This window comes from Hymenobacter agri, assembly GCF_054778495.1.
Genome location: NZ_BAAGZM010000063.1, coordinates 1 through 13227 on the forward strand (window position 1 = coordinate 1; position 13227 = coordinate 13227).

The 13227-nt window shown below is 60.9% G+C and carries 10 protein-coding genes; 4 read left to right on the forward strand and 6 right to left on the reverse strand.

Annotation, left to right across the window (positions count from 1 at the left end; all coding sequences use genetic code 11):
- The 5 genes from trpD to ACYVDE_RS05700 all read right to left on the reverse strand — a co-directional run.
- Positions 1 to 871 (reverse strand): anthranilate phosphoribosyltransferase (trpD, locus tag ACYVDE_RS05680; RefSeq protein WP_460500507.1); only part of this gene is annotated, 871 nt, incomplete at its 3' end.
- A gap of 120 nt (positions 872 to 991) precedes the next feature.
- Complete coding sequence (locus ACYVDE_RS05685) at positions 992 to 1561, reverse strand: anthranilate synthase component II (RefSeq protein WP_460500508.1); 570 nt, start codon at positions 1559 to 1561, stop codon at positions 992 to 994.
- A gap of 15 nt (positions 1562 to 1576) precedes the next feature.
- Positions 1577 to 3004: an anthranilate synthase component I family protein gene (locus ACYVDE_RS05690; protein WP_460500510.1), complete on the reverse strand. Its 1428-nt coding sequence runs from the start codon at positions 3002 to 3004 to the stop codon at positions 1577 to 1579.
- Positions 3005 to 3426: 422 nt separating this feature from the next.
- Entirely contained in the window at positions 3427 to 4629 is a 1203-nt protein-coding gene (locus ACYVDE_RS05695; RefSeq protein ID WP_460500512.1) for an alpha/beta hydrolase, read from the reverse strand.
- A gap of 30 nt (positions 4630 to 4659) precedes the next feature.
- Positions 4660 to 5349 (reverse strand): hypothetical protein, encoded by a 690-nt coding sequence (locus tag ACYVDE_RS05700; protein WP_460500513.1) that lies wholly within the window; start codon positions 5347 to 5349, stop codon positions 4660 to 4662.
- 550 nt (positions 5350 to 5899) lie between these two features.
- Here ACYVDE_RS05700 and ACYVDE_RS05705 point away from each other — a divergent pair.
- The 4 genes from ACYVDE_RS05705 (at position 5900) to ACYVDE_RS05720 (ending at position 12646) form a co-directional block, all read left to right on the forward strand.
- Positions 5900 to 8923: a SusC/RagA family TonB-linked outer membrane protein gene (locus ACYVDE_RS05705; RefSeq protein ID WP_460500514.1), complete on the forward strand. Its 3024-nt coding sequence runs from the start codon at positions 5900 to 5902 to the stop codon at positions 8921 to 8923.
- 15 nt (positions 8924 to 8938) lie between these two features.
- A complete protein-coding gene (locus ACYVDE_RS05710) occupies positions 8939 to 10582 on the forward strand; it encodes a RagB/SusD family nutrient uptake outer membrane protein (RefSeq protein WP_460500515.1) in 1644 nt (547 codons plus the stop codon).
- Between the two features lie 171 nt (positions 10583 to 10753).
- Positions 10754 to 11545 carry a SusE domain-containing protein gene (locus tag ACYVDE_RS05715; protein ID WP_460500516.1) on the forward strand — a complete coding sequence of 264 codons (792 nt, stop codon included), beginning with the start codon at positions 10754 to 10756 and terminating at the stop codon, positions 11543 to 11545.
- 252 nt (positions 11546 to 11797) lie between these two features.
- The gene (locus ACYVDE_RS05720) at positions 11798 to 12646 is read left to right on the forward strand and encodes an N-acetylglucosamine kinase (RefSeq protein ID WP_460500517.1); all 849 of its coding nucleotides are present in this window, start codon (positions 11798 to 11800) and stop codon (positions 12644 to 12646) included.
- A gap of 368 nt (positions 12647 to 13014) precedes the next feature.
- Here the strand turns inward: ACYVDE_RS05720 and ACYVDE_RS05725 are convergent.
- The coding region (locus ACYVDE_RS05725; RefSeq protein WP_460500518.1) for a T9SS type A sorting domain-containing protein at positions 13015 to 13227 on the reverse strand (213 nt) is incomplete at its 5' end.

A 13227-nucleotide genomic window follows, 5' to 3' on the forward strand; every position in this document is an offset into this window, starting at 1 on the left:
CGTTGGCGGTGGTCACGTTGCGCTGGGCGGCAGTGCCGTGGCCATCGAGGACGTGCTTGAACAGCTCGGCGGCGGCCGTTATGGTGCTGCCGCCGGCCAGGTCGTCGGCCGTGCAGGCGGGCAGACCCAGTGTATCGGCGGTGAACAGACGCTCGCCTTCGGACGACGACACCACTTTGGCCGGGCCGGTGAGGGACAGTTCGTCGTAGCCGTCAAGGGCGTGCACCACGGCGTAGCGGGTGCCGGTGGGCTGCATGAGGTAATGGTAGAGGCGCTGCAGCTCCAGGCTGAACACGCCCAGCAACTGGGCCGCCGGCAGGGCCGGGTACACCAGCGGGCCGAGAATGTTGAAGAAGGTGCGCAGGCCAAGCTCGCGCCGCACCGGCCCGGCGTGCCGCATAGCCGGGTGGAAAGCCGGCGCGTGCAGAAAGCAAATGCCCGCCCGGTCGAGCTGCCGCCGCAGCTGGTCGGAGCTGGCTTCGAAGTTGTAGCCAAAATGCGCCAGCACATTCGAAGCCCCCGAAACCGACGACACGCCGAAGTTGCCGTGCTTGGCCACCTTCGTGCCCGCCCCGGCCACGATGAAGCAGGCCAGGGTGGAGATGTTGAGCGTGTTTTTGCCGTCGCCGCCCGTGCCCACAATGTCTACGACCTCGTGGGTGCCCAGCTCGGGGTCGCGGCTCAAATCGAGCAGCGCCTGCCGGAAGCCGGCCAGTTCGGCCACCGTGATGGGCCGCATGCGGTACACGGCCAGAAAGGCCGCCGTTTCGGCCGGGTTGGCCCCGCCCTCGCCCAGCTGGCGCATGGCGGCGTGGGCCTCGGCGTGCGTGAGGGGCTGGTGGTCGAAAAGCTTATTGAGGATGTGTTTCAAAACGATGTAGGGTGCGGGGCTTGCCCCCGCCCGTCGTTGAACGACTTTGTGAATGAATTGCTGCGCAATAAACCTGCAGGGCACACCGACCAGACGACCGGGCGGGGGCAAGCCCCGCCCCTACGCCAGCCAATTCGCCAGCATCTGGGCGCCGTGCTCGGTGAGGATGCTTTCGGGGTGGAACTGCACGCCGCGCACGTCGTATTCGCGGTGGCGGAAGGCCAGCACCTCGCCGTTGGCGTCGCGGGCCGTCACTTCCAGCGCGGCGGGCATTGTCTCGGGCCGCACTGCCCACGAATGGTAGCGCCCCACCTGAAACCGCTCGGGCAGGCCGGCAAACAACCGCTCGTCGCTTACGGTCAGCTCAGCTTCGTTGGCCACGCCGTGCAGCACGGCGGGGATATTATACAGCTCCGCCCCGAAGCTTTCGGCCAGGCCCTGGTGGCCCAGGCACACGCCCAGAATGCGCTTGGTGGGCGCGTATTGCTGGATGATGGCCGGCATCAGGCCCGCCTCGGCCGGAATGCCCGGGCCGGGCGACAGCAGAATGGCGTCGTAGGCATCCACGTCTTCCAGCGTCAGCTGGTCGTTGCGCGTCACGGTCATGCTCGGGCCGTGGCCGAGCTCGCGCAGCAGGTGCACCAGGTTGTAGGTAAAGGAGTCGTAGTTATCGAGAACGAGGATTTTCATGACGACAGGCTGGAATTATTTCACGTTTTCAGCAGCTCGCAGCGCCGCGCGCAGAGCACCCAACTTATGGTGCACTTCCTCCAGCTCCGACTGCGTGTTGGAAGCCGCCACCACGCCCGCGCCTGCCTGGAAATACAGCTGATTGCCGGTACTCAAAAACGAGCGAATCATAATGGCGTGGTTGAAGCTCCCATCGAAGCCCAGAAAGCCCAGGCAGCCGCCGTAGTAGCCGCGCGCCGTAGGCTCCAACCCGTCAATGAGTTGGATAGCGCGGAACTTGGGCGCGCCCGAGAGCGTGCCGGCCGGGAAGGTGTCGGCCACCACCTGCAGGGTGTCGGTGTTTTCGGCCAGCTCGGCCGTTACCTTGCTCACGAGGTGAATGACGTGCGAGTAGAACTGGATTTCGCGCAGCGTGCGCACTTCCACTTTGGTACCGTGGCGGGCCAGGTCGTTGCGGGCCAGGTCCACCAGCATCACGTGCTCGGCGTTTTCCTTGGGGTCGGCGGCCAGGCGCTGGGCGGCGGCGGCATCGGCGGCATCGTCGCCGGTGCGGCGGTAGGTGCCCGCAATCGGAAACAGCGTGGCCTCGCGGCCCTGCACCAGCACCTGCGCCTCCGGCGAGGAGCCGAAGATTTTGTAGTCGCCGTAGTCGAAGTAGAACAGGTAGGGCGACGGGTTGATGGAGCGCAATGCCCGGTACACGTTGAACTCATCGCCCGAAAAGCCCTGCTGGAACCGGCGCGACAGCACAATCTGGAATACGTCGCCGCGCAGGCAATGGGCCTGGCCCTGCGTGAGGCGGGCCAGGAACTCGACATCGGTCTGGTTGGTCTGCTCCTCTCCTTCGGTGGCGAAATCGAAAGCCGGCACGCTGGGGTGGCGCACCAGGTTTTCGAGGCGGTCGAGGCCGTCGGTTTCGGCCGGCGCTTCGCCGGCTACGCGGTGCTCAAACAGGTAAAGCTCCTGCCGGAAGTGGTTGAAGGCGATGACGTAGCGGTATACGCCGTAGCGAATCAGCGGAATATCGCCGGCTGGCACCTTCGCTGGGTCTAACTGCACATCCTCAAAGCTTTGCACGGCTTCGTAGCCCATGTAGCCAAACAGACCGGTGCTGATGAACGGCAGCTTTTCGGCCGAGGCATCGGGCGTGCCGGCGGTGGCGAAGTCGCGCAGCCGGGCCAGCGCCTCGCGCGGGTGGGCCAAGGTTTCGGTGGTTTCGGGGGCACCGGGCAGCAACTGGCGCAATACGCCGCCGCACCGCAGCTCAAACGTAGCCAGCGGCTCGCACACCAAGTAGCTGAAGGCGTTTTGCTGGCCATGATAGTCGGCGCTTTCCAGCAGCAGGCAGTTGGCATACTGGTCGCGCAGGCGCAGAAACAGGCCCACCGGGGTCACGGTATCGGCGAGCAGGCGACGGGAACGGGTGAGGAGTTGGTAAGACACGAATGGAGAAGACGAGTGAGGCAGTAACGAAAAAAGCCCGGCTGTGGGCCGGGCTTTTTGTGGTTGCGGGGTAAAATCAAGTTGACTTCACTAGGCACACAGCAAGGCCGGTCCGATGTTTCGGAGCTGCCACCACCAAGCCTGCGAAGTATGATTCAAGTTCATGTTGAGAAGGCGCTTCAACTGAAACGCGTTGCAAAGGTAAAGCGGCAATGCTGACATTCCGGCAAGCAAAACCGAAATTTTATACCAATCCGGCATCATTCGTGATGAACAGGTTGGGAATTTGCAACTATCCTTCTCCCGTAATCACTTAATGGGTAAGAAGTACTGACTCGCTCAACAATCATCTCGACGGAAAAAGGCCCAACCCAAATCCAGAAGATTGAGTTGGGCTTTTCCTCGTCGCAAATAACAATCTTCTACTTAGCCAACGCTTTTGCCTTTGCCTCGACCGCCACCGGTCGCATCAGAAACCGGTACGCGGCCGGAAACTCGCGCCGCCAAAACCATTCCTTGTGCTCGCCGGTGCTTGGCGCGTGAAACGACAGGTTGGCCGCCGGCACGCCCTCGGCGCGCAGCTCGTCGCGCCACTGCGTCATCAGCGGCAGCATGGTTTCTGACTCCTTCGGTCCGCACACGAAATAAAAACGCGCCGTGCGCGCCGCCGGGTGCGCTTTGGCATATGCTTTCAGTGAGTCGTTACACACCCAAAACGCCGGCGAAAATGCTCCCACCTCACCAAACACCCGCGGATTTTTCAGCGCCGCGTACACCGAAATGAGCCCGCCCAGGCTGGAGCCGGCAATACCCGTATGCGCCGCATCGGGCCGGGTGCGATAGTGCGCGTCCACGTAGGGCTTCAGCGTTTGGGCCAGGAAATCGACGTATGCCGCACCCTGCCCGCCCGGGTGCGACTGGCCTTTAAGAGCCGCGCTGGGCCAGGGAATGTATTCGTCGGTGCGAAACTCGCCGCCGTTATCCACGGCCACCACGATGCTACCGGTGGCATCCTGGCCAGCCTGGCGCAGCCGGTCGAGGGTTTCGTCGATGCCCCACTCGCCGCTGAAGCTGGTGGCCTCATCGAACACGTTCTGCCCATCGTGCAGGTACAGCACGGGGTAGTGCCGCTTGGGCTGCGCGGCATAATCGGCGGGCAGGTACACCAGCACCCGGCGCGTGCGCCCCAGCTGCGGCATGGCAAAATCGCGGGCCAGCACGTGCACCTGCGCCGAGGCCGTGGAGCGTTTGGGGGTCGGACCGCTCTGGTTTTCCCAGGCAAGCACCTCGTGCGAAAGCTCGCGGGCAATGCTGAAATCCGCTTTGCGGTTGGCAACGGGTTGGCCTTTGGCGTCGACCTCGGCCGTGGCCCAGCTGCCGCGCGTGAACTTGTATTCGGCCGGGGCGGCACTCAGCGGCAGGCTGATTTGGTAGCTGCCGTCGGCATTTTTGTGGAGCGCGAAGCGGGTGCTGTGGGGGTTCCAGCCGTTGAACGAGCCGGCTACGAACAACGTATCAGCGGCCGGCGTGCCGGCGGGCACATGCCCGATTTTGAGCACGACCTGCGCCGCGGCGGGGCCAGCGGCCACGAACAGTAGGCCGGCCAACAAATTTCGAAAAAGCATGAGCAGGTCGGGAATGCGGGATGCCCGCGGCTAGCGAATGGTTTCGCCAGTGCCGGCGCCGCGCTCGGCGCTTTCAGTTTTGCGCAGCGTGTAGGCGGCGCGCACCGAGTCGATGCCCGGCAGGCCATTCACCTGGAAATCAAGCATGGCGCCTTTCTTCTGCGGGCCCTTCACAAAGTGGCGGTATTCCTCGGCCGACTCGCGCACCACGTACAGGAAGCCCGACGAAGGCACCTTGAGGCGCGAGTAGAAGCTACGACCGTCGCCGGCGGGGCGGCGCGTGTCTTCGGCCACGGTGCTGGTGCCGAGTAGTCGCTGCTTGTTCACGTCGCTGCCCGGCAGGGCCAGGTTGCCCAAGCCATCCACAAATACCTCGCGGCGCTGCATGAGATGCTCGAGGTCGTTGCTTTTCAGCAGGGGCAGGTTTTCTTCCGACATGATGAGTTGCTGCACTACTTTGCCCGGCGCGGGCTCTTCGTAGTACACCAGCACGGGCTTTTTCAGCTTCACCTTATTCACCACCACCGGCGGTGGGCTGTCTTCGCCCTCAGCTCCCTTCTGAATCAGGATGGGCGCGTACACTGGCGGCGGCTTGGGAGCATTTTTCGAAGCTCCGGATTTGCCCTTTACCGGCTTTTTCAGGTAGGGCCGCGACTGCGCCCAGGCACCCGAACCGGTGCCGGCCAGCAGCAAAATGAGCAGCAGTAGACGGTTTTTCATGAGACAAGGAAAAGCCAAATGTAGCGAGTTGCGGGTGGTAGCGCAACTTCGCCCCCCCCAGCGAGCTGCCCGGGCCGGGGCTACCGCCAATAGCCCGCGCCAACGCCCGACTGCCCGAAGCTCCCGCCCCACTGCTACGGCTACCAGCCGGTGAGCAGCGGGAGTTGCGCCGGCTAAAACTGTGCTAACGTTTGCAATGTTTTAGGGCATTCTGCCGGCCAAAATTATTCGCCAAGGTGCGCTAACGTTTGCAATGATTGTGCAATTTTCGATTTCCTGATACGGGCATCTCAGCAGATTGGCGCAGCGCCCGACCCGAAAACCCAACCAAATAGCTGAAAACAAGAAATTTGAACGACTAATTGCGTACCCTGAGCCTGTTGAAGCAAATTCGCCGGATGGCCACAAACGTTTGGGAAGGCCGCTTTGGAGCCGGCCCCAAACGATTGAAAAAAATGATTGTCAACGCTCTTTAATGCTATTTTGTGATAACTTGCAGCCCCAAACAATTCGTTTTATTTCCCACCACTTTACTTAAACTTTTGTTTCCATGAAACACCCCTATTTCGCCAAGCTACTGTTCCTGCTGCTGCTCGCGGGACTTGGCTTCACTACCCGAGCCCAGGCCCAGACCGGCTCGGTGAGCGGCAAAGTGCTCGACAGCAAGGGCGCGGGCATTCCCGGGGCTACTGTACTGGTTGAAGGCACGACGCTGGGCGGCTCGTCGAACGTCGACGGCACGTTCAACATCGCTAACGTACCGGCCGGGCCGCGCACGCTTACGATTTCTTTCGTCGGCTATACTTCGGCCCGTATTCCGGTTACGGTAGTGGCCGGCCAAAATGCCTCGGCCGACGCGACGCTGAGCGAAAACACGACGCAGCTAGCCGAAGCTGTGGTAGTGGGCTACGGCACCCAGCGCCGGCAGGATATTACCGGCGCGGTAACGTCAATCGACTCGAAGCAATTTGTGCAGGGCCAGATTACCAACCCGGAGCAATTGATTCAGGGCAAAGTGGCTGGTGTGAGCATCACTTCCGCCAGCGGTGCCCCCGGCGCCGGCACCACCGTTCGCATCCGCGGCAATACCTCGCTTACAGCTAACAGCGACCCTCTTTACGTTATCGACGGGGTGGCCGTTGACAAGGGCGGCATTACCGGTGCCAACAACCCGCTTTCGCTGATTAACCCGAGTGACATTGAGAACGTGACCGTGCTTAAAGACGCTTCGGCCACGGCTATTTATGGCAACCGGGCTTCGGGCGGGGTAATTATCATCACCACCAAAAAGGGCTTGCCTGGCGAGAAGCTGCGGGTAGAACTGAATTCGCAAAGCGGGGTTGCTACCGTTGCTCGTCGCTACAACACCCTGTCGGCCGATGAATTCCGGGCGCAAATCCGAGCCAACGGCTCCGATTCGCAGTACAAGACCCTGGGCTCGGCCAACACCGACTGGCAGAAGGAAATTTTCCAGAACGCCCGTATTTTCGACAACACGATTAGCCTGCTCGGCAGCGTGGCCAAAGTGCCTTTCCGCGTGTCGTACGGCAACCTGTACCAGGAAGGCTTGGTTATCACCAGCAAGCTGAAGCGTAATACGGGCTCGGTAAGCATCAGCCCGGTTCTGTTTGACGGCCACCTGCGCATCGACGTGAACGCCAAGGGCAGTGTCGTTGAGAACCGCTTCATTGACAAAGACAATACTTACGTGGCGGCAGCGGCTTTCTTCGACCCCACGCAGCCGGTGCGCTCGACGGAGTCGCAGTTCGGCGCCTATGGTGGCTACTTCCAGTATCTGCAGCCCAACGGCAACCCCCTGGGCAATGCCCCCGGCAACCCGGTGTCGTCGCTCAACAGCCTGAATAACCACAGCACCGCCAAACGCTTCATCGGTAACGTACAGCTGGACTACAAAATCCACGGCGTGCCCGGCCTGCGTGCCAACCTGAACCTGGCCACCGACCTGTCGCGGGGCCGCGGCGCCACGGAATACTCGCCCGACGACTTTGGCAACTACAACCCCACCTCGCGCGTCCGCGGCCTGAACGGCTCGTTCAACCAATACGCGCAGGACAAAGACATGAAGCTGCTCGAAGCTTACCTGGCCTATGCCAAGCAGGTGGGCGAGTTTAAGTTCGATGTGCAGGCGGGCCACGCTTACCAGTCGTTCGTGGACCAGGGCCCCAACTTCCTGACTTACCGTTCCGACCAGGTGACGCTGAAAAACCCCAAGGACACGCTGACCGTGCCGGGCTACTACAACAAGTACGTGCTGCTGTCTTTCTTCGGCCGGGCCACCGCCAATTTCAAGGACAAATACCTGCTGACGGCGATTCTGCGTAATGACCAGACGTCGCGTTTCCGCCCGGGCTACCGCAGCGGCTGGTTTCCGGGCTTGAGCTTTGCCTGGCGTGTTAAGAACGAAGATTTCCTGAAGGATAATAACACGATTTCGGAGCTGAAGCTGCGCGTGGGCTACGGCCGCACGGGCCAGCAGGACATCGGCGGCGCCTACGACACGCAGCCGCGCTACGTAGTGAGCGGCTCGACGTCGCTCTATCCTTTCGGCAATGCGACTGGCACCAAGGTGCTGACCTACAGCCCCCAGGGCTACAATGCGACCCTCACCTGGGAAACCACCAACACGATTAACGCCGGTCTGGACCTGGGCTTCTTCGATAACCGCCTGACGGCTACGATTGACGCGTATGAGCGGCGCGCCACCAACCTGCTCGCGCTGGTGAATATCTCGGCCGGGGCCAACCTGACCAACCAGCTCAACGCCAACGTGGGCTCGCTCCGCAACCGCGGCATCGAGCTGGGCCTGAACTACGGCCTGCTGCGCATGGATAACCTGACCTGGGATGTGAACCTGAACGGTGCCTACAACGTGAACAAAATCACCGACCTGGGCCGGCAGTTGCCAAGCTTTGTGGGCTACGATACTGGCGACGACATTGGCGGCGGCACGGGCAACAAAATTCAGCTGAACGCCGTCGGCTACCCGGTTAACTCGTTCTTCCCCTACCAGCAGGTGTACGGCCCCAACGGCCGCCCGGTGCAGGGTCTGTACGTGGACCGCAATGCAGATGGCAACTTTAACCGCAACGATGATGCTGCGCACTACAAGCAGCCGGCCCCGCTGGTGACGCTGGGCTTCAGCTCGAACATCGTGTACAAGAAGCTGGTGTTTGCCTTCACGCTGCGCAGCAACCTGGGCAACTACGTATACAACGCCAACGCGGCTTCGGCCTCTTACGCCAACGCTCAAGGCTCGACGGGCTTCGTAAGCAACTTAGCGCCCAGCATCCTGAACACAGGCTTCACCCGTCCGCAGATTTATTCCGATTATTACATCGAGAATGCTTCATTCCTGCGCGGCGAAAACATTTCGCTGGGTTACAACGCTGGCAAGGTGCTCGGAGCTTCGTCGCTGCGCATCACCGCCAACGTGCAGAATGCGTTCCTCATCACCAAGTACTCTGGTGTTGACCCGGAAATTTTTAGCGGCATCGACCGGAATTTTTATCCCCGCGCCCGCACTTATACGCTCGGCATCGCACTCGGCATCTAAATCCTTCCCACCCTCATGAAGAATACATTATACCGCGGCCTGACCGCTCTTTCGCTGAGCACCGCACTCATGGGCCTCAGCACTTCCTGCACCAAGGACCTCGACCAGACGCCGAAGTACGAAGTCACCCCCGACAAAGTGTACCTGGGCCTGGGTAGCTACAAGCAGGTGCTAGCCAAGCTTTACGGCGGCTTCGCCCTCACCGGCCCCAACGGCCCGGGCTCGGGCGACATCGTCGGCATCGACGCGGGTACTTCGGACTACATCCGCCAGCTGTGGAGCGCACAGGAGCTCACCACCGACGAGGCGGTGATTGCCTGGAACGACCCCGGCGTGCAGGAATGGCACCGCATGAGCTGGGACGCCAGCGACGTGCTGCTGCGCGGCCTTTACAGCCGCTGCTACTACGAGATTGCTACCTGCAACGAGTTCATTCGCGAAGCCAGCGATGACAAGCTGGGCAGCCGCTTGTCGAGCAGCGAATTGGCCGAAGGCAAGCTGTACCGGGCCGAAGCCCGGTTCCTGCGGGCCGTATCGTACATGCACGTTGTCGATTTATTCGGCGGTGGCCCTTACGTGACGGAAGCCAGCACCGTGGGTACGTCTTCGCCGCCTTACTACACCCGGCAACAACTCTACAACTACGTAGAAAGCGAGTTGGTGGCCCTCACCTCGGATTTGGCGCCGCCGCGTACGGCCGAGTACGGTCGCATCGACCAGGCCGCGGCCCACGCCATGCTGGCCCGGCTCTACCTCAACGCAGGTGTTTATACCGGTACGCCCCAATACGCCAAAGCCGCAACCGAGGCCAAAGCGGTAATTGATGCCGGCTACACCCTGAACACGACCAGTGCGCCAGTAGCGTCGGCTTATGGCCGCTTGTTCTTGGCCGATAACAACCTAGCCCCGGCCAAGAACGAAATCATCTGGCCGGTTATTTTCGACGTGAACAGCGTACAGAGCTACGGGGGCACGACGTTCCTAGTGAACGGTTCGACTAGCGGAGCCGACGCGGCCTGGCAAACGCTGGTGGGCCAAACCACGGGTTGGGGCGGCCTGCGCACGACCAGTGCACTCGTTGACAAGTTTTTCCTGGCCGGTGGCGATACGCTTAAAGACCGCCGCGGACGCTTCTACACCAAGGGACAAACGCTGGCCATTACCGACCTCAGCCAGTTTAACCAAGGCTTGGGCGTAGTGAAATACCGAAACGTCACCTCAAACGGCGTAGCACAAGGCGGAGCTCAGAACTTTTCCAGCGTCGACTTCCCCATGTTGCGTCTGGGCGACATGATGCTCGTGTACGCGGAAGCCGCCAGCCGCGGAAATGCCGACCGCACCACCGGCCTTAATTACGTGAACCAGCTTCGCCGCCGGGCTTTTGGCTTCCCCATCAACGCCCCCAGCACGGCCGACATCACTGATGCCCAAATGACGCCCGATTTCATCCTCGATGAGCGGGCCCGCGAAATGCACTGGGAAGGTACCCGTCGCTCCGACCTGATTCGCTACGGCAAATTCACCGAGGCGACGTACCTGTGGCCTTGGAAAGGGGGTGTTTCGGGCGGCACGAGCGTGGATAGCAAATACAAGCTATTCCCGCTGCCGGCAGCTGACCTCACGGCCAACCCCAACCTGAAACAAAACCCCGGTTACTAACCGGTTAAATTGCAACAGCGGGCCTGGTACATCCCTAGCCGCCGTTGCAATTGCCGGTTTCGAGCGAGCGTAAAAACAGCTTCGCTGCTGACACTTTTGTTCCTACGCTGCTGTTACACGCCCGCAGACGCGCCCGGCTTCTCATCTCACTATTCAATTTCCCACCATATCATGAAAAATTGGCTTACCCCAGTTGCAGTTGCTGCCTTCGCCTGCTCGGCGCTGGTTTCCTGCAAAAAGGACGAGGTTAAGGTAACGGCTGCTCCTTCGGGCAGCATTACGCTGACGTCTTCCGGTAATTCGGCTGTTCTGCTTCAGGCCAATGAGGCCCAGAACGCGTTTACGTTTACCTGGAATCCTATTAGCGTTGCACTCAGCGACGGCTCGAAGGCCCCAGCCGTAGCTTACCAAATACAGGTGGCGAAAACCGCCGATGGATTCGGCTATCCAGGCACCATCGATGCTGGGTCGGGTACTTCCAAAGCTGTAACGGTGAAGTCGTTCAACGAAGCCCTTACCTTCATTGGCCTGACGCCCAAAGTGTCTTCTCAGGTATATGTGCGCGTGGCGGCCGTAGTTGGCACCGATGCCCACACCTTTGTGTCGAACGCAGTGCCACTCACGGTTACCTCCTACCAAGTATGTCTGCCCCCCAACTCCGACACCTGGGCCCTCATCGGCCCGGCCGGCGTGGACTGGAATACGGATGTGCCCCTGACCTGGGATTGCGACGCGAAGGCTTACGTGGCGCGTATGCCCCTGAAAGCCGACGAGTTCAAGTTCCGTCAGAACGGTGCTTGGACTGTTAACCTCGGCGGCACCGGCAACCTGACGCAGGGCGTGCCGCTGACCCTCGGCGGCTCGAACATCAAGATTACGACGGCCGGCACCTACACCATTAAACTGGTAGTAGCTGGTAGCGGCGCCGGCGTAACGGGCGGTACCGTAACCGTTACCCCCTAATGCTTCTGCATTGCAAGCGGCCGCAGCCACTTGCCCAACAAAAAAGCCGCTGATAACTCAGCGGCTTTTTTGTTGCCAATCAGTTGATAATTCATTGCTTACGCGAAATTATTGCGTGTGGCGACGCAGGCACAACGGGGCATGAATAGGGCTTGGTAAAAAAATATTAAATGACAAACGTTTGCCCCTCTGGTGCGGTATCGGGGATTTCGGGCCGGGGTGGTACTTTCGTCTCCCCTATTTCCCTCCCCTATGATTCTGATTGCCGACGGCGGCTCGACCAAGTGCAGCTGGTGCCTGCTCGATGACGCCCACACCCGCGTGTATTTCAACACCGAAGGGTACAACCCCGACTTTATGGACACGGCGGCCATTGTGGCCTCGCTGAGCCAGAACCTGCCCGATACGCTACCCCGCGAGCAGGTGCGCGACGTACACTTCTACGGCGCGGGGGTATCGTCGGCCCAAAAGGCGGAAGTGATTGCCGCAGCCCTACGCCAGGTGTTTCCGCAAACCCGGGCGCACGTGACCGAAGACCTGCTGGCCGCCGCCCGGGCACTGCTGGGCCGCAAGCCGGGCTTTGCCGCCATTCTGGGCACGGGCACCAACTCGTGCATCTACGACGGCGAAAAAATCACCTACAACGTCGATTCGCTGGGATACTTCCTCGGCGACGAGGGCTCGGGCTCGTACTTCGGTAAGCGGCTGCTGCGCGACTACCTGCGCGGCCTGCTGCCCGACGGCTTGGAGGAAGCTCTGCGCGAAGAATACCACCTGGGTACGCGCAACGAGATTCTCGACCGTCTTTACAACCAGCCACTGCCCAACCGTTTTCTGGCCAGCTTCGCCAAGTTTTGCTACGACCACAACAACGTGAGCTACTGCCGCGACATCGTGCACGAAGGCTTCGAGGCGTTCTTTCAGAACTTGGTGCTGCACTACCCGCGCTACAAGGAGTACACATTCAACTGCGTAGGCTCGGTGGGCTACAATTTCCGCGATGTACTGACGCAGGTGGCCCGCACCCACGGCATGGAAGTGGGCAAGATTATCCGCTCCCCTATCGATGATTTAGTGACGTACCACGAGGAGAATCCGTAGTCGTCTGGCCATCATTTTTCCCCTAGCAGAAAGCCTCCGCCCGAATTGTCGAGCGGGGGCTTTCTGCTTGTCAGGCCGTATGAGAGGCCGCCGGAACGGTGTAGAAACGCATATTTGCGTCTTGTCGTTGAACGGAATCATTCACACAACGCCCCAACGGCGCGGACGACGAGACGCAAGTATGCGTTTCTACACCGTTCCGGCGACTTTCTCAAGGTTTCTATATCGGCAATGGCTGACTGAAGCGGCAGGCAATAACGATGCGCACCTCTATACTCACGCGGGCCAGTCGTTTCGGTAAAAACAGCCCACGAAAAAGCCCCGCCGGAAGCATCCGGCGGGGCTTTTGTTTTCAACGCGCAGCGGCGCTATTCCACAACGAGGCGCTGGGTTTGCACCAAGTCGCCGGCGCGGAGCTGGACGAGGTAGATGCCGGCAGCCAACCCATTGAGCGGCAGCTCGCGGGTGTGCGAGCCTACGGTTTCGCGGGTGGCGGGCAGCGTGAGCACGGCCTGACCAAGTACGTTGCGCACGGTGAGGGCCACCGTGGTGGCAGCGGGCAGCTCGTAGCGCAGCGTGGT

Excerpts from the sequence above, each read along its gene's own strand:
- ACYVDE_RS05700 (WP_460500513.1), bottom strand. The coding sequence starts at position 5,349 with ATGAAAAACCGTCTACTGCTGCTCATTTTGCTGCTGGCCGGCACCGGT.
- ACYVDE_RS05715 (WP_460500516.1), top strand. The coding sequence starts at position 10,754 with ATGAAAAATTGGCTTACCCCAGTTGCAGTTGCTGCCTTCGCCTGCTCG.
- ACYVDE_RS05720 (WP_460500517.1), top strand. The coding sequence starts at position 11,798 with ATGATTCTGATTGCCGACGGCGGCTCGACCAAGTGCAGCTGGTGCCTG.
- ACYVDE_RS05710 (WP_460500515.1), top strand. The coding sequence starts at position 8,939 with ATGAAGAATACATTATACCGCGGCCTGACCGCTCTTTCGCTGAGCACC.
- ACYVDE_RS05705 (WP_460500514.1), top strand. The coding sequence starts at position 5,900 with ATGAAACACCCCTATTTCGCCAAGCTACTGTTCCTGCTGCTGCTCGCG.
- ACYVDE_RS05685 (WP_460500508.1), bottom strand. The coding sequence starts at position 1,561 with ATGAAAATCCTCGTTCTCGATAACTACGACTCCTTTACCTACAACCTG.
- ACYVDE_RS05695 (WP_460500512.1), bottom strand. The coding sequence starts at position 4,629 with ATGCTTTTTCGAAATTTGTTGGCCGGCCTACTGTTCGTGGCCGCTGGC.